At 66.7% G+C, this 20590-nt stretch carries 16 protein-coding genes; 10 read left to right on the top strand and 6 right to left on the bottom strand.

The genetic code is table 11. The annotated features are described in order from the left end of the window. The first annotated feature begins 11 nt into the window (after nt 1-11). The 3 genes from secD (at nt 12) to fabV (ending at nt 4903) form a co-directional block, all read left to right on the top strand. A complete protein-coding gene (gene secD / locus AC5P65_RS12390) occupies nt 12-1868 on the top strand; it encodes a protein translocase subunit SecD (RefSeq protein WP_019661260.1) in 1857 nt (618 codons plus the stop codon). 15 nt (nt 1869-1883) lie between these two features. Further along, nucleotides 1884-2864 (top strand): protein translocase subunit SecF, encoded by a 981-nt coding sequence (gene secF, locus AC5P65_RS12385; RefSeq protein WP_021202635.1) that lies wholly within the window; start codon nt 1884-1886, stop codon nt 2862-2864. A 779-nt stretch (nt 2865-3643) separates the two neighbouring features. Next, on the top strand, nt 3644-4903 hold the full coding sequence (fabV, locus tag AC5P65_RS12380) for an enoyl-ACP reductase FabV (protein WP_495215600.1): 1260 nt from the start codon (nt 3644-3646) through the stop codon (nt 4901-4903). 113 nt (nt 4904-5016) lie between these two features. Here fabV and AC5P65_RS12375 read toward each other — a convergent pair whose 3' ends face one another. The 3 genes from AC5P65_RS12375 to AC5P65_RS12365 form a co-directional block, all read right to left on the bottom strand. After that, the gene (locus AC5P65_RS12375) at nt 5017-7086 is read right to left on the bottom strand and encodes an EAL domain-containing response regulator (protein ID WP_478419492.1); all 2070 of its coding nucleotides are present in this window, start codon (nt 7084-7086) and stop codon (nt 5017-5019) included. A gap of 91 nt (nt 7087-7177) precedes the next feature. Continuing rightward, the gene (locus tag AC5P65_RS12370; RefSeq protein WP_019661264.1) at nt 7178-8362 is read right to left on the bottom strand and encodes a BaiN/RdsA family NAD(P)/FAD-dependent oxidoreductase; all 1185 of its coding nucleotides are present in this window, start codon (nt 8360-8362) and stop codon (nt 7178-7180) included. Then, nucleotides 8359-8907 (bottom strand): YaeQ family protein, encoded by a 549-nt coding sequence (locus AC5P65_RS12365; protein ID WP_111099176.1) that lies wholly within the window; start codon nt 8905-8907, stop codon nt 8359-8361. The genes AC5P65_RS12370 and AC5P65_RS12365 overlap by 4 nt, the downstream gene beginning before the upstream one ends. A 125-nt stretch (nt 8908-9032) precedes the next feature. Here AC5P65_RS12365 and AC5P65_RS12360 point away from each other — a divergent pair, with 125 nt between their 5' ends. Beyond that, nucleotides 9033-9911, top strand: a complete 879-nt coding sequence (locus AC5P65_RS12360; RefSeq protein ID WP_021204711.1) for a pseudouridine synthase — start codon at nt 9033-9035, stop codon at nt 9909-9911. Between the two features lie 6 nt (nt 9912-9917). On the opposite strand, the gene AC5P65_RS12355 is transcribed toward AC5P65_RS12360, so the two are convergent. After that, nucleotides 9918-10406, bottom strand: coding sequence for a YaiI/YqxD family protein (locus tag AC5P65_RS12355; RefSeq protein WP_021204710.1), 489 nt, complete (start codon nt 10404-10406; stop codon nt 9918-9920). 301 nt (nt 10407-10707) lie between these two features. On the opposite strand from AC5P65_RS12355, the gene AC5P65_RS12350 reads away from it, so the two are divergent. From AC5P65_RS12350 to AC5P65_RS12335, 4 genes are all read left to right on the top strand, one after another. Further along, complete coding sequence (locus AC5P65_RS12350) at nt 10708-10917, top strand: cold-shock protein (RefSeq protein ID WP_004153307.1); 210 nt, start codon at nt 10708-10710, stop codon at nt 10915-10917. Nucleotides 10918-11104: 187 nt separating this feature from the next. Continuing rightward, on the top strand, nt 11105-11794 hold the full coding sequence (locus AC5P65_RS12345; protein ID WP_197576116.1) for a glutathione S-transferase family protein: 690 nt from the start codon (nt 11105-11107) through the stop codon (nt 11792-11794). Nucleotides 11795-11826: 32 nt separating this feature from the next. Next, on the top strand, nt 11827-13392 hold the full coding sequence (locus AC5P65_RS12340; protein WP_197576117.1) for a protein adenylyltransferase SelO: 1566 nt from the start codon (nt 11827-11829) through the stop codon (nt 13390-13392). 702 nt (nt 13393-14094) lie between these two features. Further along, nucleotides 14095-14631 carry an adenine phosphoribosyltransferase gene (locus tag AC5P65_RS12335; RefSeq protein WP_019338396.1) on the top strand — a complete coding sequence of 179 codons (537 nt, stop codon included), beginning with the start codon at nt 14095-14097 and terminating at the stop codon, nt 14629-14631. Nucleotides 14632-14709: 78 nt separating this feature from the next. On the opposite strand, the gene dbpA is transcribed toward AC5P65_RS12335, so the two are convergent. Both dbpA and AC5P65_RS12325 read right to left on the bottom strand, forming a co-directional pair. Then, nucleotides 14710-16086, bottom strand: coding sequence for an ATP-dependent RNA helicase DbpA (gene dbpA, locus AC5P65_RS12330; RefSeq protein WP_197575864.1), 1377 nt, complete (start codon nt 16084-16086; stop codon nt 14710-14712). Nucleotides 16087-16194: 108 nt separating this feature from the next. Continuing rightward, entirely contained in the window at nt 16195-17274 is a 1080-nt protein-coding gene (locus AC5P65_RS12325; RefSeq protein ID WP_111099034.1) for a YeiH family protein, read from the bottom strand. A 102-nt stretch (nt 17275-17376) separates the two neighbouring features. On the opposite strand from AC5P65_RS12325, the gene AC5P65_RS12320 reads away from it, so the two are divergent. After that, the gene (locus AC5P65_RS12320) at nt 17377-18252 is read left to right on the top strand and encodes a LysR family transcriptional regulator (protein WP_111099035.1); all 876 of its coding nucleotides are present in this window, start codon (nt 17377-17379) and stop codon (nt 18250-18252) included. 410 nt (nt 18253-18662) lie between these two features. Then, complete coding sequence (locus AC5P65_RS12315; protein WP_495215598.1) at nt 18663-20546, top strand: ATP-binding cassette domain-containing protein; 1884 nt, start codon at nt 18663-18665, stop codon at nt 20544-20546. The last annotated feature ends 44 nt before the right edge of the window (nt 20547-20590 follow it).

Genomic DNA, 20590 nt, shown 5'->3' with positions numbered 1-20590 from the left:
GGACCCAAGCAATGCTCGAATTTCCACGCTGGAAGTACGTCGTCATCCTGATCGTACTGGCGCTCAGTGCGCTGTATGCGCTGCCCAACATCTACCAGAAGGACCCGGCCGTCCAGATCACCGCCAACCGTGGCGGGCAGATCGATGATGCGCTGCGCGACCGTGTGCTGGCCGACCTGAAGAAGGCCGGTATCACCCCCGTCGGCGCCGAGAAGGAAGGGGAAAGCCTGATCGTCCGCCTGCCGGACCTGAAGGCGCAGTCCGCCGCCAGCGACGCCCTGCGTGACACCGTCGGCGAGAACTACACCGTGGCCCTGAACCTGGCCTCGACCGTGCCGGACTGGTTGGCCAAACTCGGTGGCCGCCCGATGGTGCTCGGCCTGGACCTGCAGGGCGGCGTGCACTTCGTGCTGCAGGTTGACCAGAAGGCTGCCCTCGACAAGCGCCTGGATGCCTATACCGAAGACGTGCGCAGCACGCTGCGCGACGCCCGCATTCCGTACCAGTCGGTGGAACGCCGTGCCGACAACAGCATCGTGGCCAACCTGAGCCCGTCCGCCGGCGACGACGCCGCGCAGCGTGCGCGCGCCGCCCTCGTGAAGGCGCAGCCGACGCTGGGCTATGACGTCAGTGGCAACCGCATCACGGTCACCGTGCCGGAGACCGAGATCACCCAGATCGCCAATGGCGCCATCGAGCAGAACATCAACACCCTGCGCAACCGTGTGAACCAGTTGGGCGTGGCCGAACCGATCATCCAGCGGCAGGGTGCGGACCGCGTGGTCGTGCAGCTGCCGGGTGTGCAGGACACCGCCGAAGCCAAGCGCATGATCGGCGCCACCGCCACCCTGGAGTACCGCGCGGTGGTCGAGGGCAATGCGCAGGACGCCATCAATTCCGGCCGCATCCCGCCGGAGGCGAAGGTGTACCAGCGTCGTGACGGCCTGGGCCCGGTGCTGCTGAACAAGCGCGTGATCGTCACCGGTGACCAGATGGTCGGCGCGCAGGCGGTGACCGATCCGAACAGTGGCTCTCCGGCCGTCAGCGTGACGCTGAACAATGTCGGCGGCCAGCGCATGTTCGACTTCACCAGCGCCAACGTGAACAAGCCGATGGCGGTGGTCTACACCGAGCGCGTGCCGACCGTGACCGTCGTCGACGGCCAGGAAGTGCGTGGCTTCAAGGTCAACGAGGAAGTGATCTCGGTGGCCAACATCAATGGTGTGTTCGGCAAGAACTTCCAGACCACCGGCCTGCAGAAGAAGGAAGCCGAGGACCTGGCCAAGCTGCTGAAGTCGGGTTCGCTGGCTGCGCCGATGGACTTCGTCGAAGAGCGCGTGGTCGGCCCGAGCCTGGGCGCCGAGAACGTCAAGAACGGCATGCGCGCGGTCGTGTTCGCATTCCTGTTCACCCTGGTGTTCTTCAGCATCTACTACCGCATGTTCGGTGTGATCACCTCGGCGGCGATGCTGTTCAACCTGCTGATCGTGGTGGCGGTGATGTCGCTGTTCGGCGCGACCATGACCCTGCCGGGCTTCGCCGGCCTGGCGTTGTCGGTCGGCCTGTCGGTGGACGCCAACGTGCTGATCAACGAGCGTATCCGAGAAGAGCTGCGTGCCGGCGTGCCGGGCAAGACCGCGATCGTGACCGGTTACGAGCGTGCTTCGGGCACCATCCTCGACGCCAACCTGACCGGCCTGATCGTCGGTGTGGCGCTGTTTGCATTCGGTACCGGTCCGCTGAAGGGCTTCGCGCTGACCATGATCATCGGTATTTTCGCCTCCATGTTCACCGCGATCACCGTGTCGCGTGCGCTGGCGACGCTGATCTACGGCCGCCGCAAGAAGCTCCAGAACGTGGCCATCTGACGGGACGACACGCACATGAAACTGTTTCCGCTGCACATCCTCCCGAACGACACCAAGATCGACTTCATGCGCTGGCGCCATGTCGCCATGGCAGTCACCATCGTGGTGTTCCTGGCCTCGGTCGCCATCATCGGCATCAAGGGCTTCAACTACGCACTGGACTTCACCGGCGGCACCCTGATCGAAGCCCGCTTCGACAAGGCGGTGGACGTCGAGCAGGTCCGCACCAAGCTCGAGCAGAACGGCTTCGAAGGCGCGCAGGTGCAGAGCGTCGGTGGCAACACCGATCTGCTCATCCGCCTGGCGCCGCACGGCGAGCATGCGCCGGGCACCGGTGATGCCGCTGCCGAGGACAAGGCCACTGCCGCTGCCGTGGTGAAGGCACTGTCCACGGCTGACAACCAGGCCACCGTGCTGCGCAACGAGTTCGTCGGCCCGCAGATCGGCAAGGACCTGGCGATGAATGGCCTGTACGCCACCATCTTCATGCTGGCCGGCTTCCTGATCTACATCGCGGTGCGCTTCGAATGGAAGTTCGCGGTCACCGCCAGCATCGTGGCGATGTTCGACCTGATCGTGACGGTGGCTTACGTGTCCCTGCTGGGCCGTGAGTTCGACCTGACCGTGCTGGCCGGCCTGCTCTCGGTGATGGGCTTTGCGATCAACGACATCATCGTGGTCTTCGACCGCGTCCGCGAGAACTTCCGCAGCCTGCGCGTGGACTCGATGGAAGTGCTGAACCGCTCGATCAACCAGACGCTGTCGCGTACGGTGATCACCGCGGTGATGTTCTTCCTGTCCGCGCTGGCCCTGTACCTGTACGGTGGCAGCTCGATGGAAGGCCTGGCCGAGACGCACATGATCGGTGCGGTGATCGTGGTGCTGTCCTCGATCCTGGTGGCGGTGCCGATGCTGACGATCGGTTTCCTGCGCGTCAGCAAGCAGGACCTGCTGCCGAAGGCGAAGGACGTCGAGGCCCTGGCCCGTCGCCCGTAAGCGTCTCGCTGCACGCAACACGCAGAGAACCCCGCGCAAGCGGGGTTTTTTGTTGGCAGGGCTTGCAGCCCTGCACCTGCAGAGGCAACAGCAACAGCAACAGCAACAGCAACAGCAACAGCAACAGCAACAGCAACAGCAACAGCGGCGCCGCAAGTACGTCCCTGTAGGCTTGGCAGCCGCTTGCTCGTGCGCGCAGTCCTGCGCGCACGGCAAGACCGGGGTTGGGCGTCCTGCCCAACCCGCCCGAGGCATGCCTCGGGCCCATGCGGCTGACACCCCGCACTCCGACACCGCCCCGCCTCTGACAGATCCCCACGGCTGTGGGTAGGTGTCGACCTTGGTCGACACATTTGTCAGATATCGAAACAATTCTGGGGTCAGATCCGTTTTCCTTCGAAAAACGGATCTGACCCCAAGAGCTGTTCCGACAGATCGCGGAAGACTGTCAAAGGCGGGGTGGGTCCGGTTGCGGGGGTGTCCGCGGCATGGATGCCGCGGCCAAGCCCCCATGGACGGGTTAACGGCGTCCCCCGCAACCGGACCCACCCCGGCATCCCTCAGTAGCCCGGCTTTTGACCTTGCTGTTGAGGTTGCCGGCCAGCGGCCGGCACTACCGCAGGTGCAGGGTGCAACCCTGCAAAGAAACCCCACCCTACGCCAGCGTCGGTTGTGCATTCGGCCCCCGCACACTACGATCCTGCGGTTCGCGCGCACAGGCGCGCGCCCGTATTCCTGCTGAGCGCCCCGTGCGCCGCATCTGCCAACCCGAGGTATCCATGGTCATCAAACCGCGTGTCCGCGGCTTCATCTGCGTCACTACCCACCCGACTGGCTGCGAAGCCGCGGTCAAGCAGCAGATCGACTACATCCGCGCGCGTCCGCCCATCCAGAATGGTCCCAGGCGCGTGCTGGTCATCGGTGCCTCCACCGGCTACGGCCTGGCCGCACGCATTACCGCCGCGTTCGGCAGTGGCGCGGCAACGCTGGGCATCTTCTTCGAACGCCCGGGCAGTGAATCCAAGCCGGGTACCGCCGGCTGGTACAACTCGGCCGCGTTCCACAAGTACGCCGACGAAGCCGGCCTGTATGCCAAGAGCATCAACGGCGATGCCTTCTCCGATGAGGTGAAGGCGAAAACCATCGAGATGATCAAGGCCGATCTCGGCCAGGTCGACCAGGTCGTGTACAGCCTGGCTGCACCGCGCCGCAAGCACCCCAAGACCGGCGAGATCATCAGCTCCACGCTGAAGCCGATCGGCGAGCCGATCACCCTGCGTGGCCTGGATACCGACAAGGAAGTGATCACCGAGACCACTCTGCAGCCTGCCACGCCGGAAGAGATCGCCGGCACCGTTGCGGTGATGGGTGGCGAGGACTGGCAGATGTGGATCGACGCGCTGGCCGATGCCGGCGTGCTGGCCAACGGCTGCACCACCACGGCCTTCACCTACGTGGGCGAAGAGATCACCCAGGCGATTTACTGGAACGGCTCGATCGGCGCCGCCAAGAAGGACCTGGACACCAAGGTGCTGGGCCTGCGCGAGAAGCTGGCGAAAATCGGCGGCGACGCGCGCGTGTCGGTGCTGAAGGCCGTGGTGACCCAGGCAAGCTCGGCCATTCCGACCATGCCGCTGTACCTGTCGCTGCTGTTCAAGGTGATGAAGGAAAAGGGTACTCACGAAGGCTGCATCGAGCAGCTCGACGTGCTGTACGACATCCTTTACGGCGGCAGGGCCGATGGCACGGCGGTCGAGCGCCTGCGCCACGATCTGGTCGATGGCGATGGCCACACCGTTGCGCTGGTTGACGAGGAAGGCCGCCTGCGTGCCGACTACAAGGAAATGGCGGCGGACGTGCAGGGCAAGGTGGTCGCGCTGTGGCCGCAGGTGACCAACGAGAACCTGTACGAAATCAGCGACCTGGCCGGTTACAAGGCCGACTTCCTGCGCCTGTTCGGTTTTGGCGTGGAGGGCGTCGACTACGAGGCCGACGTCAATCCGGACGTGAAGATCGACAACCTGGTCGACATGACCTGATCAACGAAAAGGCCGGCGAAAGCCGGCCTTCTCTTTGTGTAGAGCCGGGCCATGCTCGGCTGCTCTTCGCTTGAGTCCCGCAGCCGAGCATGGCTCGGCTCTACAGAGAGGCATCACCCAAACTCGAACCCCATCTCCGGCAACGCCGGGCCGACGAAATCGCCCTGCACGTAATCCACGCCGGCACTGAACAGCAGGGTCATCGAATTGGCGTCGCTGACGAACTCGGCGATGGTGCGGATACCGGCCTCCTGCGCGCGTGCGGTGATCTGGCTGATGCGATCGATGTTCTCGCGGGTGGCCGCCAGATCGTTGGTGAAACCGCGGTCGAGCTTGAGGAACTGTGGCTGGAAGTGGGCCAGCAGCTGGAACGAATCCAGTCCGGAACCGAACTGTTCCAGGCCGATGCGGCAGCCCAGGGGCGCCACTTCAGCAAGGAACTGCTGCGCACTGCGCAGGTGGGTGAACACCTTGGCTTCCGGCGCATGCAGCCACAGCCGTTCGCCGGGTAAACCCTGCGCCTGCAGCTCGCGGCGCAGGGTGGCGATCATCTGCGGGTCATCGAACGATTCCGGCGTGACCTTCACCAGCACCTGGGTGGCATGACCCGCACGCGCGCGTTCACCCAGCACCGCGATCGCCTGCGAGACCACCCAGCGGTTGATGTCGGCCAGCAGCCCGTGTTCTTCGGCGATGCCCAGGAACGCGGTCGGGCTCAGCAGTTCGCCATTGTGTTCCAGGCGCAGGTAGGCCTCGTAAAGCTCCAGTGGCTCGCCCTGCAGGTTCAGCACCGGCTGGTAGTGCAGCTGGAAGCCGTCGCCAGCCAGCGCCTCGCGGATGCGGGCGACCCAGCGCAGCACGCGCTCTTCCTCGACCCGGTCGGCGGCGGCCGGGTCGAAGATGCGGCAGGTGTTGCCCAGTTCGGCGGCGGCCTGCGTGCATTCGCTCGCGCGTGCCAGCACCTGGCCGATGCTGGCGATCTTCTCGCCCACCTGCACGCCACCGATGCTGACCGTTACCGTGGCCGAACGCGCGCCGATGCTGAAGACGTGTGCGGCGTAGGCTTCGCGGATGCGCTCGGCCAGCGCCACGGTCTGCGCGTAGGGCCCGGCCTGCAACACGGCAAAATTGTGTTCGCCGAAGCGGGCCAGTTGCGCGTCCGCGCCAACTACTTCGGCCAGGAGGCCGGCGAGGGCGCCGATCAGCGTATCGGCCGAGGCCAGGCCGATGTCCGGCAGCAGGCGCGCATAGTGGTCCGGCTCGATCAGCAGCAGTCCGAACTGGCCCTCGCTGCGCCCGGCCTGGGCCACTGCGCTTTCCAACTGCAGCATGAAGGTCGGTCGGTTGAGCAGGCCGGTCACCTGGTCACGCTGGCGCAGGTCCTCGACCTCGCGTGCCAACTCGGGATCGAACTCCATGCGGCGGCGGAGCACCACCTGCAGGCAGGATTCGCCCTCGTAGGTAGCGGCGGTGAATTCCATCGTCGCCGGGAACGCACTGCCATCCTGGTGGCGCGCGTCGAGCTGGTACTGCGGCGGCGGCGCTTCGCCGCGGCTGAGGCCCTTCAGCAGCTGCTTGAAGCCTTCCACGTGCTGCGCGGCAACCATGTCCAGCAGCGAGATGCCTTCGATATCGTCGAAATGCTCGTAACCGAACATCTCCAGGTAAGCGTCGTTGGCACGGATGTGCATGCCTTCATGCACGTAGGCGATGGGATCGCGCGAGGAGGCAATCAGCGCATCGCAGCGGCGCTCGGTCTCACGCATCTGCGCCTCGATGCGGCGCAGGCCACGCCGTGCCTGCAGGTCCACCCACTGGTCACGGACCACGGCCAGCAGGTGCTCGGAACGCTGGCGCAGGGCGAGGGCACGGATGCCATGGCTGCTGGCCTGTACCAGTTCGTCTTCGTCGATGCGCTCGGCCAGCAGTACCAGCGGAATATCCTTGCCGCTGGCGGCAATATGCTGGGCCACCAGCGGCAGCGGAATGCCCTGCGAAGGCGAGGCCAGCACCAGGTCGATGGCCTGGCTGGCCAGCACCTGGGCCAGCTCGGCAGCATCCTGCGGGCGCCACGGACGCACCGCGATGCCGCTGTTGCGCAGGGTGCTGACGATGGCTTCGGCATTCTCGCCGCTGTCATCGACGATCAGCAGGCGGATGGTGATGTCGTTCGCGTTCTGCATGCACTGCTCCCCAATCTGCAAATCTAGATACACGATGCGCGCCGAACCGTCCATGCGCGCACCCCTTGCGCGCAACGAACGGCGATGTGGTTCACACCACGCCACCGGCGGCGTGGCCGCTGGCCCAGGCCCACTGGAAGTTGTAGCCGCCCAGCCAGCCGGTCACATCCAGCACCTCGCCGACGAAATGCAGGCCGGGTACGCGCTTGGATTCCATTGTCGAGGACGACACCTCGGCGGTATCCACGCCGCCCAGGGTGACTTCGGCGGTGCGGTAGCCCTCGGTGCCGCTGGCCACCAGCGGGAACGCGCCCAGCAGCTGCGCGGCCTGGCGCAGCACCGGCTCGTCCAGCTGACGCACCGGGCGGTCCGGCAGCCAGTGCTCGCACAGGCGCTGCGCCAGCCGCTTGGGCATCACGTCGCCCAGCACGGTGCGCAGCTCGGCGGCGGGCCGCTCGCGCTTCATCTGGCGCAGCCACTCGCCCGCATCCTGGCCGGGCAACAAGTCCAGCTCCAGCGCATCGCCGGGCTGCCAGAACGACGAAATCTGCAGGATGGCCGGGCCGCTCACGCCGCGGTGGGTCAGCAGCATGAAGTTCTGGAAACTCTTTCCGTTGCAGCGCGCCTCGACCGGCAGTGCGACGCCGCTGAGGTCGGCCAGCCGCTCCTGGTGCTTGCCGCTCAGCGTCAGCGGGACCAGCCCGGCGCGGGTCGGCAGCACCTGGTGGCCGAACTGGCGGGCAATTTCGTAGCCGAAGCCGGTGGCGCCCATGCTCGGAATCGACAGGCCGCCGGTGGCAACCACCAGCGAGGCGCAATGGAACAGGCCCTGCGTGGTGTGCACGCGGAAACCATCGCTGCCGTGCTCGATGCGCTGCACGCTGCATTCGGTGCGGATCTGGGCACCGGCCGCCTGGCATTCGTCCACCAGCATCTTCACGATCTGCTTGGACGAGATGTCGCAGAACAGCTGGCCCAGTTCCTTTTCGTGATAGGCGATGCCGTGCTTGCTGACCAGCTCGATGAAGTGCCAGGGCGTGTAGCGCGCCAGCGCGGACTTGCAGAAGTGCGGGTTGGCCGACAGGAAGTTGGCCGGGGTGGTGCCGGTGTTGGTGAAATTGCAGCGGCCGCCGCCGGACATCAGGATCTTCTTGCCGACCTTGTTGGCATGGTCGATCACCTGCACCTGGCGACCGCGCTGGCCAGCCGTGATCGCGGTCATCAGCCCGGCCGCGCCGGCGCCGATGACCACCACGTCGCAGCGGATCGTGCTCATGCCTTGGCGCGCTTGCGCCAGTCCGGGATCACGTCAAGCTGCATCTGATCGTTGAGCAGCTGCACTTCACCGTCCTGGATCAGCACGCTCCAGCGCATCGCGCGCTGGATCTGCTGGCCCCACAGTTCTACGAAGGCACCGTCGAGGTCGACCACCGACAGGTTGTCGAAGCGCGCCAGACCCTTGCCCTGCTTGCCCCACCAGATCTCCGAGGCGTTGCCGCCGTAATTGATCACCTGCACTTGGCGGCTGCGGTTGCTGGCCTTGCGGATGCGCGATTCGTCCGGATGGCCCAGGTCGATCCACTGCAGGATGTCGCCGGTGTAGTCGTGTTCCCACAGGTCCGGCTCATCGTCGGTGCTCAGGCCGCGGCCGAACTCCAGGCGATCGCTGGCATTGAGAGCGAAGGCGAGCAGGCGCACCATCAATCGTTCGTCGGTCTCGGACGGGTGCTGGGCCAGGGTCAGGTTGTGGGTCGCGTAGTAGCCGCGATCCATGTCGCTGATCTGCAGTTCGGCCTTGCGGATGGTGGCGGTAAGAGCCATGGGGGATCCGTGGACTAAAGACGTCAATGATAGAGGTTTGCTCGAAGGGTGTCCGTTGCCGGGCTGTCTGCGCAGCGTCAACGGTGGCACTCTTGGCGCTCTTTCCCGTGGCCGGAATGGACGCCATGACCCTGCCCAGCCACCTGCAGCTGCCCCCCGGCCACTGGCCCAGCCTGCTCGATGGCCTGTGCGCGCGTTTCCCGCGCATCGGTCGCGCGCAATGGCAGGACCGCTTCGCCCGAGGCCGTGTGCAGGATGCGCAGGGCAGGGCACTGGCGCCGGACATGCCCTGGCAGGTGGGGCTGGAAATCCAGTACTTCCGCGAGGTTGCCGACGAGCCGGTGATTCCCTTCGCCGAGACCCTCCTGCATCTGGATGAGCACCTGCTGGTGGCCGACAAGCCGCACTTCCTGCCGGTAACGCCGGCCGGTGGGTATGTGCGCGAAACCCTGCTGTCGCGCCTGGTCGCCCGCACCGGCAACACGGATCTGGTACCACTGCACCGCCTGGACCGGCTCACGGCGGGGCTGGTGTTGTTTTCGACCCAGCCGGCGACACGCGATGCCTATCAGCGCTTGTTCCGCGAGCGCCGCATTGAAAAGACCTACGAGGCGCTGGCACCGGCGCTGCCTGGGCTGGCGTTCCCGCTGCTGCGGCACAGCCGGCTGGCGCCAGACGAGCCGTTCTTCCGCATGGCTGAAGTGCCGGGCGAGCCCAATGCGCGCAGCCGGGTCGAACTGGTCGAAGCCGAGGGGGCGATCTGGCGCTACCGGCTGCTGCCGGAAACCGGCCGCAAGCACCAGCTGCGGGTGCACATGGCGATGCTGGGTGCGCCCATCGTGGGCGACGACCTGTATCCGCAGCTCAGAGTGCGCCCGGAGGGGGCGGACGAGCCGCCCCTGCAGCTGCTGGCGCAGGGCTTGGCCTTCAATGATCCGTTGAGCGGGGAGCGACGGCGCTTCCGCAGCCAGCACCGCTTGGTGCTGCCGGGTCAGGGCGACTAGGCCCGTTCAGCGGGCCGGGCGCCGCGCCAGCCAGCGGTCCAGCTCGGCGGCGAACAGCTGCCGGTCGCGCTGGCCCAGTGGTGGCGGGCCGCCGGTCTGGACCCCGGCGCCGCGCAGTTCTTCCATAAAATTGCGCATCGACAGCCGCTCGGCCATGTTGTTCGGGGTGTACAGCTGACCGCGCGGGTTCAGCGCCACGGCCTTCTTCTCCAGCACCAGCGCGGCCAGCGGAATGTCCTGGGTGACGACCAGGTCTCCAGCGGCGACCCGTTCGACGATGGCGCTGTCGGCCACGTCCAGGCCTTGGGGGACCTGGATCGAGCGCAACCAGCGCGACGGCGGGGTGCGGATCCACTGGTTGGCAACCAGGGTCAGTTCGATCCCGACCCGTTCAGCGGCCCGGAACAGGATGTCGCGAATGACGGCGGGGCAGGCGTCCGCGTCCACCCAGATACGGGGGAGGGCCAGTTCAGCTTGGGTTTCAGCTTCAGTCATTTACCCAGTGTAGGGTAGGAAAATCCTGAATGGGGGCTCAGGGTTAGCCTCGACCGGCTGCCAGCCCTTGCCACGTCTAGGGGGCGGGGCCAGCCCATGAACGCCCCGGCTATCGCTTTTTGCAGAAAACACGCGTATCGTTGGCCCCACTGTGTTTGCTAGGGTCACCGTGAATCGTGGCCTGGTGCAGTTGATCTCACGATCCGCTCATCGATCCGCTTTACCAACGCCTGCAACTCAGTCTCGGCCCCGATACCCGGTGGCTGCGATTTTTTCAACATGTGTTTCAGGAGTTAGTCAAATGTCTGATCGTCAGACCGGCACCGTCAAGTGGTTCAACGACGCCAAGGGCTTCGGCTTCATCACCCCGGAAAGCGGCCCGGACCTGTTCGTGCACTTCCGTGCCATCCAGGGCACCGGCTTCAAGACCCTGCAGGAAGGCCAGAAGGTTACCTTCATCGCCGTCCAGGGTCAGAAGGGTATGCAGGCTGACCAGGTGCAGGCGGTCTAATCCGTCTGCTGCCGTTTGGTAGCCAGAACGCCGGAAGCGAGAGCTTCCGGCGTTTTTTATTGCCCGTTGTTTTTTTGTAGAGTCGAGCCACGCTCGACTGCTCTCAAAGCCAGTCGAGCATGGCTCGACTCTACAAAGGGCATGCACTGCGCGCGGTACGATGTGGGCCTCCCCAAGGATCATCCCCATGCGCATTGTCCATCACTTGGAAAACTCCCGTTCCCTGCGCGTGTTGTGGATGCTGGAGGAGCTGGGGCTGGACTACGAACTGCGCCGTTATCCCCGTGATCCGAAGACGCTGCTGGCACCGCCCGAGCTGCGCAACGTGCATCCGCTCGGCAAGTCCCCCGTGCTGCAGGACGGTGAGCTGGTACTGGCCGAGTCCGGCGCGATCCTCGACTACCTCGCTGACCGCTACGACACGCAGCGCCAGCTGTCGCCGTCACCGATGCCGGCCGATGGTGCCGAACGGATCGCTTATCGCTACTGGCTGCACTACGCCGAAGGTTCGGCGATGCCGCCGCTGCTGTTGACCCTGGTGATGGGCCGCATCCGCAACGCGCCGATGCCGTTCTTCGCCCGCCCGATCGCGCGCAGCATCGCCGACAAGGCCGAGCGCGGCTTCATTGGTCCGCAGCGGCGCCTGCACCTGGACTGGATGGAGCGTCGCCTGGCCGAAAGCCCCTGGTTCGCGGGTGATCGGTTCAGCGCAGCCGACATCCAGATGAGCTTTCCGATCCAGGCTGCGGCCGCGCGCGGCGGTGGCCTCGACGACAAGCCGGCGCTGCGCGGCTTCCTCAAGCGCATTGGCGAGCGCCCGGCCTACCAGCGCGCCGAGGCCCACGGTGGACATCTGCAGGCGCTGAGCGGCAATTGAGGCCGTCGGCCGTCGCCCCCATCTTCAACACCATGGATAACGACAGCCCCCGTTTCGACAATCGCCTGCTGAATGCCCTGCCGGGTGACCCAGAGTCCGGCCCGCGCAGGCGTGAAGTGCTGGGCGCCGCCTGGTCGCCGGTGATGCCGACGCCCGTGGCGGCGCCCACGCTGTTGGCCTGGTCGCCGGAGGTGGCCGCGATGCTCGGCTTCGATGCCGATGAAGTGGAGAGCGATGGCTTCGCCGATGTGTTCGGTGGCAATGCGCTGTACCCCGGCATGCAGCCGTGGGCGGCCAATTATGGCGGGCATCAGTTCGGCCACTGGGCGGGGCAGCTGGGTGATGGCCGCGCGATCTCGCTGGGCGAACTGGTCGCACCCGATGGGTGTCATTGGGAGCTGCAGCTGAAGGGTGCCGGCCCCACCCCGTATTCGCGGGGCGCCGATGGCCGCGCGGTGCTGCGCTCGTCCATCCGCGAATTCCTGTGCAGCGAGGCCATGCACCACCTGGGCGTGCCGACCACGCGCGCGTTGTCGCTGGTCGGCACCGGCGAAGACGTGGTGCGTGACATGTTCTACGACGGTCATCCCCGCGCCGAACCCGGCGCCATCGTGTGCCGTGTATCGCCGTCGTTCCTGCGCTTCGGCTCATTCGAACTGCCGGCCTCGCGTGGTGAAACTGGCTTGTTGCGGCAGCTGGTCGACGCGTGCATCGCCCGCGACTTTCCGGAGCTCGAAGGGCAGGGCGAGGCGCTGTACGGTGACTGGTTCGCGCAGAGCGCGGTGCGCACTGCCGAGATGATCGCGCACTGGATGCGCGTCGGCTTCGTGCATGGCGTGATGAACACCGACAACCTGTCCGTGCTAGGCCTGACGCTGGATTACGGTCCCTATGGATGGGTCGAGGACTTCGATCCGGACTGGACGCCGAACACCACCGATGCCCAAGGCCGGCGCTATCGTTTCGGCACCCAACCGCAGGTGGCGTACTGGAACCTGAGCCGACTGGCGCAGGCGTTGTCGCCATTGTTTGCCGATGTCGAACCGTTGCAAGCGGGACTGGCGGCGTACCAGTCCACGTTCGTTGCCTGCACCCGTCGCGATGCAGCGGCCAAGCTCGGCCTGGCAGCGGCGGATGATGAGGACCTGCAGCTCTACCTGCGCTGGCAGCAGCTGATGCAGGACGGCAGCATGGACATGACGCTGGCCTGGCGCGCGCTGATGCGCGTTGATCCAACGTCGCCCGATGTGGGCGTGCTTGACGCGGTGTACTACGACGAGGCGCGCCAGCAGTCGGTGCAGGCACCGCTGCAGCAGTGGTTGCAGGACTACGCGGCGCGACTGCGCGTGGATCCGCTGTCGGCCAGCGAGCGCACGGCGAAAATGGCCGCGGCCAATCCGCTGTACGTGCTACGCAACTGGCTGGCCCAGGAGGCCATCGATCGCGCCGAGCAGGGCGACCTGGGCGGTGTTCACGCATTGCAGGACGTACTGCGTGACCCGTATACCGAACGCGCCGGGCTGGAGCACTTTGCCGGCAAGCGCCCGGCGTGGGCCGACAACCGCGCCGGCTGCTCGATGCTGTCCTGCAGTTCCTGAGGGTGGGTTTCGGCAGGGCTGCGCCCTGCACCTGCAGAGGCAAGGGCCGAATCCAAAGCCAAAGCCAGAGCCAAAGCCAGAGCCAAAGCGGCTCTGGATTGTCGATGGTCTGGCGGGGCGGTGTGGGGCTGCAGGACACGCCGTAAACCCATCCTTGGGGGCTCGATGGCGCCATCCATGGCGCCAACGGTCCTGCAGCCCCACACCGCCCCACCTCCGACAGATTCCCGCTGCTGTGGGTAGGTGTCGACCTTGGTCGACACGGTCGATCCACGCCATGCGTGGATGCTTTTCGTTCAATTCTCGAAATATTCGATTTCGATGAAAGTTCATCCACGCATGGCGTGGATCTACGACAGATCGCAGGAATCTGTCGAAGGCGGGGTGGGCCCGGTTGCGGGGGCGTGAGCCGCATGGGCCCGAGGCATGCCTCGGGCGGGTTGGGCAGGACGCCCAACCCCGGTCTTGCCGTGTGCGCAGGAAAGCGCACACGAGCAAGCGGCTGCCAAGCCTAGACGGACGTACTTGCAGCGCCCCCCGCAACCGGACCCACCCCGCCATCCCTCGGAATGCGGCTTTTGTTTTCGCTTTTGCTTGCGCGGTGGCCTCTGCAGGTGCCGGGCGCAGCCCGGCCGAACACCCCAACAGGCAGCCGGCGCCCGGAACAGGTACCCTATGCCGCCATCAGATAGCCAACGTGACATGACCGACGCCCTCGTCGCTCCGCAGTGGGCCTCCCGCCTGCGCGACATCGCCGACTTCCCCAAGCCCGGCATCCTCTTCAAGGACATCATGCCGCTGCTCGCCCATGGCGAGGACTTCCGCGGTGCCATCACCGCGATGGCCGACCGTTGGCGCGACCAGAAGCTGGACGCGGTGATCGGTATCGAATCGCGTGGTTTCATCCTCGGTGCCGCCATGGCGCTGGAACTGGGCGTGGGCTTCGTGCCGGTGCGCAAGCCGGGCAAGCTGCCGGGCCAGGTGCTGCGCGAGGAATACACGCTCGAATACCGCAGCGACTGCATCGAAGTGCACGCCGATGCGCTGCCGGCCGGTGCCCGCGTAGCAATCATCGATGACGTGCTGGCCACCGGCGGTACGCTGGTCGCTGCCTTGTCGCTGGTGCGCCGCCTGGGTGTCGAGGTGGTGGGTGCCGGCGTGTTGGTCGAACTGGACGGACTCGGCGGCCGCGCACGCTGGGAAGCGGACCTGCCACTGCACACCGAACTGGTGTTCTGAGCGTGTCGCCGGGCGTGGCCCGGCGCTACACACGGCATGCCGGTAGCGCCGGGCCACGCCCGGCGACCACCCTGTTCCTTACATCATCCGCACGCGGAAACGACGGCCCTTGATCTTGCCGGCTTCCAGCCTGGCCACGGCCTTGTTGGCCTGCTCACGGGCGATCGCCACGTAGGAGCGGGTCGGGAAGATCGCGATCTTGCCGATGAACTTGGCTGACAGGCCGGCGTCGCCGGTCAGTGCGCCGAGGATGTCACCCGGGCGCAGCTTGTCGGTCTTGCCACCATCGATGCGCAGCGTACGCATCGCCGCCTGCGGCAGCTCGGCCGGGCGCGCCGTCGCCAGCGGCGTCTTCTGCCAATCCAGCGCTTGCCCCATCTGTGCTTCGATCGCTTCGGCGCGGGTCTTCTCGCGGCCGGCCACCAGGCTGATCGCCAGGCCACTGGCACCGGCACGGCCGGTACGGCCCACGCGGTGCTGGTAGCTCTCCACGTCGGTCGGCAGCTCGTAGTTGATCACCGCGGCCAGCTCTTCCACGTCCAGGCCACGTGCGGCCACGTCGCTGGCGACCAGCACGTTGCAGCTGCGGTTGGCCAGCAGCAGCAGCACTTCCTCGCGGTCGCGCTGCTCCATGTCGCCGTGCAGGGCCAGTGCCGAGAAGCCGAACTGCTGCAGCGAGTTCGCCACTTCGTCCACGTCCTTGCGGGTGTTGCAGAACACCACCGCCGATTCCGGCGTGTACTTCAGCAGCAGGCCGGCCAGCGCCTTCTGCCGGTGCGCCGGTTCCACTTCGCAGAACATATGGCGGATGGCCGGGGCCTGGTCAGCGCCTTCGACGGTCACTTCCACCGCGTCGCGCAGCAGGTCGCGTGCCATGGCACGGATGCTGTCGGGGAAGGTGGCCGAGAACAGCAGGCTCTGTCGATCCTTGTGGGTACGGCCGGCGATCTCGCGGATCGGTTCCTCGAAGCCCATGTCGAGCATGCGGTCGGCTTCGTCCAGCACCAGCGTGCGCACCGCGCCAAGATTCAGCGCGCGCTTGCGCGCCAGCTCCTGCACGCGGCCGGGCGTGCCGACCACCACGTGCGGGTCGTGGCCTTCCAGCGACGCCAGCTGCGGGCCCAGCGGCACGCCGCCCACCAGCAGCAACAGCTTCAGGTTGGGGATGCCGGTAGCCAGCTTGCGGATCTGCTTGCCGACCTGGTCAGCCAGTTCGCGGGTCGGGCACAGCACCAGCGCCTGCACGCGGATCAGGCTGGGGTCGATGGCCTGCAGCAGGCCCAGGCCGAAGGCGGCGGTCTTGCCGCTGCCGGTCGGCGCCTGTGCGATCACATCGCGGCCATCGAGGATGGCCGGCAGGCTCTGCGCCTGCACAGGGGTAAGAGTGGTGTAGCCGAGGGCATCCAGGCCGGGCTGCAGGGCCGGGCTCAGCGGCAGGGTCGAGAAGTCAGTCATGGCGCATTGTACCCGTCCGCGAGGCCGGTCCCGCCTGATGGGGTAGGGTCATCCACGCATGGCGTGGATCTACGGGTGGGTGCCGACCGCCGGTCGGCACGCTCTTGCTCAGCCCAGCACCGCCAGCACGCCCTGGTGGATCGCCAGGCCACCGAAGAGCAGCCAGGCGAACAGGATCAGCGCCAGCAGCAGCGGCTTCAGGCCCGCCTGGCGCAGCGCCGAGACGTGGGTGGTCAGGCCCAGTGCGGCCATCGCCATCGCCAGCAGCACGGTATCCAGCTGCACCAGCCCGGCCTGCAGGCCGGCCGGTAGCAGGTGCAGCGAGTTGAAACCGGCCACCGCCACGAAACCGAACGCAAACCACGGCACCACGATGCGGGCCTTGCTGCCGCCGGCGCTGGCCTTGCCGCCACGCGCCAGCCACAACGACAACACGACCAGAAACGGCGCCAGCAGCATCACCCGCACCATCTTGGTGATCACCGCGGTATCGGCGGCGGCTTCGCTGACCGCGCGGCCGGCGGCTACCACCTGCGCCACTTCATGCACCGTCGCACCGGTGAACAGGCCATACTGCCGTGCGTCCATTGCCAGCCAGCCGTGCGACTGCGCCAGTGCATAGAGCGCCGGGTACAGGAACATCGCCAGCGTGCCGAACACCACCACCGTAGAGACCGCGACCGTGACCTGCGCCGCGCGGCCGCGCACCACCGGTTCGGCGGCCATCACCGCTGCCGCACCGCAGATCGCGCTGCCGGCACCGATCAGCATTGCTGCCTCGCGTTCCATCTTGAACACGCGCACGCCCAGCCAGCAGGCCAGGCCGAAGGTGCTGGCGACCACCAGTACGTCCATCAGCACGCCGCTGACGCCGACGTGGCCGATGTCCTGGAAGGTCAGGCGCAGGCCGTACAGCACGATGCCGGCGCGCAGCAGCCAGTGCTTGGAGAAGCCGACACCGGCCGCGCTGCTCGGCGCCAGCCGCGGGTAGAAGGTGTTGCCGACCACGATGCCGGCGACGATGGCGACGGTCAGTGCACTCAGACCATGCGCCTGCAACCAGGGAAGCTCGGCCAGGTACAGGGATGCCGCCGCGATCAGGCCCACCAGCAAGAGGCCGGGCAGGCGTGGCTGCCAGCGTTGGCGCAGAGCGGGCAGGGACCAGGGGGAGAGAGCGGGGGCGTTCATGGCAACGGCAGGTCTGGAATGGCCAGGCAAGCGTGCGCCTGCATGGCTGACCTGTAAAACGAATAATATGGGTGAAATCTACCTATTAAGCGGGTAAATGACATGCGCCTGACCTTGCGCCAGCTTCAGGTCTTCGTCGCCATCGCCGATCACGGCAGCACCACCGCCGCTGGCCAAGCCATCGCGCTATCGCAGTCGGCCAGCAGTGCTGCGTTGCAGGAACTGGAGGCACACTTCGGTACCCCGTTGTTCGACCGCATCGGCCGCCGCTTGGCCCTGAACGGCCACGGCCGCGCGCTGCTGGAGCCGGCCCGCACGCTGCTGGTCAACGCCGCCGACCTGGAGCGGCAGCTGGCCGCCGGCGGCGATCCGGGGCAGGGCGCGCCGCTGCGGCTGGTGCTGGCCGCCAGTACCACCATCGGCAACTACCTGCTTCCACCGCGCATCGCCGAGCTGTTGCGGCAGGCACCACAGGCCGAGGTCGACCTGCGCATCGACAACAGCGCCGGCGTGGTCGCCGCCGTGCAGCGCCTGGACGTCGACGCCGGCCTGATCGAAGGCCCGTGCCACGAGCGCGGCCTCCAGGTCACGGCCTGGCAGGAGGACCCGCTGGTGATCGTGGCTGCCGCCAATGCCCCCGCACGCTGGTCGCTGGACGAACTGCGCCGTACACGCTGGCTGTTGCGCGAGCCCGGCTCGGGTACCCGCGAAGCGGTGGAGCAGGCGTTGTTGCCGCACTTGCGCGGCTTCGCCCAGACCCTGCAGCTGGGCAATACCGAAGCGATCAAGCAGGCCGCCATCGCCGGCCTCGGCCTGGCCTGCCTATCGCGCCACGCGCTGGAAGAGCCGCTGGCCCTGGGTCGCCTGCGCGTGCTCGAGACTCCGCTGCCGGCCCTGCAGCGCACCCTGTGGTTGGTACGCCACCCGGGCAAGCAATGGTTGCCGGGGTTGCAGGCGTTGCTGGGGGAGGTGGAGTAGCAGGGATCGGTCTTGCACTGCGCGAATTCCACGAAGGGGTCAGAGCCCGTTGCGCAGCAACGGGATCCGACCCCGACAGATCGACAGGCCTTGCAGCGCTCATCCACGCGTGGCCTGGATCTGCCGTGTCGACCAAGGTCGACACCCACCCGCGCAGAATGCCGTTCCGACAGATCGCGGGAAACTGTCAGAGGCGGGGCGGTGTGGGTCTGCAGGACCGTTGGCGCCATGGATGGCGCCATCGAGCCCCCAAGGAGGGGTTTACGGCGTGTCCTGCAGACCCGCACCGCCCCGGCATCCCACAGGAAACCAGCTTTTGACGTTGCCGTTGAAGTTGCCGGCCAGCGGCCGGCACTACCGCGGGTGCCGGGTGCAACCCGGCCGACGCCCCCAACCCGTACAATATCCGGATGCCTCTGATTACTCTGCAGAACGTCGACTTCAGCGTCGGCGGCCCGTTGTTGCTGGAAAAAGCCGAACTGTCGATCGAGCCGGGCGAACGCATCGCCCTGATCGGCCGCAACGGCGCCGGCAAATCCACCCTGCTCAAGCTGCTGTCCGGCGACCACAAGCCCGATGACGGCGAAGTCCGCGTGCAGCAGGGCGTGCGCGTCACCCGCCTGGAGCAGGAAGTGCCGCACGGCGCCGCCGGCTCGGTGTTCGACGTCGTCGCCGATGGCCTCGGCGAGCTGGGCCAGTGGCTGGCCGAATTCCACCACCTCAGCCATGCCGAAGTCTTCGATGGCGAAGCCCTCGGCGACGTGCAGGCCAAGATCGATGCCGCCAACGGCTGGGGCCTGGACCAGCGCGTCAGCGAAACCCTGACCAAGCTCGACCTGGATGGCGAGGCCGAGTTCGGCCGCCTGTCCGGCGGCATGAAGCGCCGCGTGCTGCTCGCCCGCGCGCTGGTGTCCAGCCCCGATGTGCTGCTGCTGGACGAACCGACCAACCACCTGGACATCGAGGCCATCGACTGGCTCGAAGCGTTCCTGAAGGGCTGGAGCGACAGCGTGGTGTTTGTCACCCATGACCGTCGATTCCTGCGTGCCCTGGCCACCCGCATCGTCGAGATCGACCGCGGCCAGGTCACCAGCTGGCCAGGCGACTGGGCCAACTACGAGCGCCGCCGCGAGGAACGCCTCAACGCGCAGGCGCAGGAAAACGCCCGCTTCGACAAGCTGCTGGCGCAGGAAGAAGTCTGGATCCGGCAGGGCATCAAGGCCCGTCGCACCCGCGACGAAGGCCGCGTGCGCCGCCTGAAGGCGATGCGCGTGGAGCGTTCGCAGCGCCGTGATCTCAGCGGCAACGTCAAGATGGAAGCCGCGCAGGGCATCAGCTCCGGCAAGAAGGTCATCGACGTCAAGGACATTTCGTTCGCCTTCGGCGAGCGCACCATGGTCCGCGATTTCACCACGACCATTCTGCGCGGCGACCGCATCGGCCTGATCGGCCCCAACGGCAGCGGCAAGACCACGCTGTTGAAGCTCCTGCTGGGCGAGCTGCAGCCGGCCAAGGGCGAAGTCAATGCCGGCACCAACCTGCAGATCGCGTATTTCGACCAGTACCGCGCGGTGCTCCGCGAAGACTGGAGCGCGATCGAGAACGTCGCCGAAGGCCGCGATTTCCTCGAGTTCAACGGCAAGCGCAAGCACGTGCATGCCTACCTGCAGGACTTCATGTTCACCCCGGAACGTGCGCGTGCGCCGATTACCCGCCTGTCCGGTGGCGAGCGCAACCGCCTGCTGCTGGCCAAGCTGTTCGCGCAGCCGTCCAACCTGCTGGTGATGGACGAACCGACCAACGACCTGGACGTGGAAACCCTGGAGCTGCTGGAAGAGCTGCTGGGCGAATACACCGGCACCCTGCTGCTGGTCAGCCACGACCGTGACTTCATCGACAACGTGGTCACCTCCACGCTGGTGATGGAAGGCGACGGCGTGATCGGCGAGTACGTGGGCGGTTACAGCGACTGGCAGCGTTATGCGGCCAGCATCGCAGCGCCTGCCGCGGCCCCTGCGGCCAAGCCGGCGGCCGCTGCGCCGGCCACCCCGGCTACCGCAGCTCCGGCCGCACCCAAGCGCAAGCTGGCCTACAAGGAAGCGCGCGAACTGGAGCAGCTGCCGAAGACCATCGAGAAGCTGGAAGGCGATGTCGAAGGCCTGACCTCGGCGATGAACGACCCGTCGTTCTACACCCGCAGCAGTGCTGAAGTGACGGCGCACACCCAGCAGCTGGCCAAGGTGCAGGCCGAACTGGATGCCGCTTACGCGCGCTGGGAAGAGCTGGAAGGCTGAGCGTTGACCGGCGCCAGCGATCGCGCCGATTGATGTAGAGCCGA

It is taken from the genome of Stenotrophomonas sp. YJH_SMC_48-3, assembly GCF_059369375.1.
The sequence above is the reverse complement of the archived record's forward strand: the minus strand, read 5'-3'. Positions and strand labels throughout refer to the sequence as shown.

Excerpts from the sequence above, each read along its gene's own strand:
- AC5P65_RS12325 (WP_111099034.1), bottom strand. The coding sequence starts at position 17,274 with ATGAACGCCCCCGCTCTCTCCCCCTGGTCCCTGCCCGCTCTGCGCCAA.
- AC5P65_RS12360 (WP_021204711.1), top strand. The coding sequence starts at position 9,033 with ATGACCCTGCCCAGCCACCTGCAGCTGCCCCCCGGCCACTGGCCCAGC.
- secD (WP_019661260.1), top strand. The coding sequence starts at position 12 with ATGCTCGAATTTCCACGCTGGAAGTACGTCGTCATCCTGATCGTACTG.
- AC5P65_RS12365 (WP_111099176.1), bottom strand. The coding sequence starts at position 8,907 with ATGGCTCTTACCGCCACCATCCGCAAGGCCGAACTGCAGATCAGCGAC.
- AC5P65_RS12375 (WP_478419492.1), bottom strand. The coding sequence starts at position 7,086 with ATGCAGAACGCGAACGACATCACCATCCGCCTGCTGATCGTCGATGAC.
- AC5P65_RS12315 (WP_495215598.1), top strand. The coding sequence starts at position 18,663 with ATGCCTCTGATTACTCTGCAGAACGTCGACTTCAGCGTCGGCGGCCCG.
- AC5P65_RS12355 (WP_021204710.1), bottom strand. The coding sequence starts at position 10,406 with ATGACTGAAGCTGAAACCCAAGCTGAACTGGCCCTCCCCCGTATCTGG.
- secF (WP_021202635.1), top strand. The coding sequence starts at position 1,884 with ATGAAACTGTTTCCGCTGCACATCCTCCCGAACGACACCAAGATCGAC.
- AC5P65_RS12345 (WP_197576116.1), top strand. The coding sequence starts at position 11,105 with ATGCGCATTGTCCATCACTTGGAAAACTCCCGTTCCCTGCGCGTGTTG.
- AC5P65_RS12370 (WP_019661264.1), bottom strand. The coding sequence starts at position 8,362 with ATGAGCACGATCCGCTGCGACGTGGTGGTCATCGGCGCCGGCGCGGCC.
- fabV (WP_495215600.1), top strand. The coding sequence starts at position 3,644 with ATGGTCATCAAACCGCGTGTCCGCGGCTTCATCTGCGTCACTACCCAC.
- AC5P65_RS12335 (WP_019338396.1), top strand. The coding sequence starts at position 14,095 with ATGACCGACGCCCTCGTCGCTCCGCAGTGGGCCTCCCGCCTGCGCGAC.
- AC5P65_RS12350 (WP_004153307.1), top strand. The coding sequence starts at position 10,708 with ATGTCTGATCGTCAGACCGGCACCGTCAAGTGGTTCAACGACGCCAAG.
- AC5P65_RS12340 (WP_197576117.1), top strand. The coding sequence starts at position 11,827 with ATGGATAACGACAGCCCCCGTTTCGACAATCGCCTGCTGAATGCCCTG.
- dbpA (WP_197575864.1), bottom strand. The coding sequence starts at position 16,086 with ATGACTGACTTCTCGACCCTGCCGCTGAGCCCGGCCCTGCAGCCCGGC.
- AC5P65_RS12320 (WP_111099035.1), top strand. The coding sequence starts at position 17,377 with ATGCGCCTGACCTTGCGCCAGCTTCAGGTCTTCGTCGCCATCGCCGAT.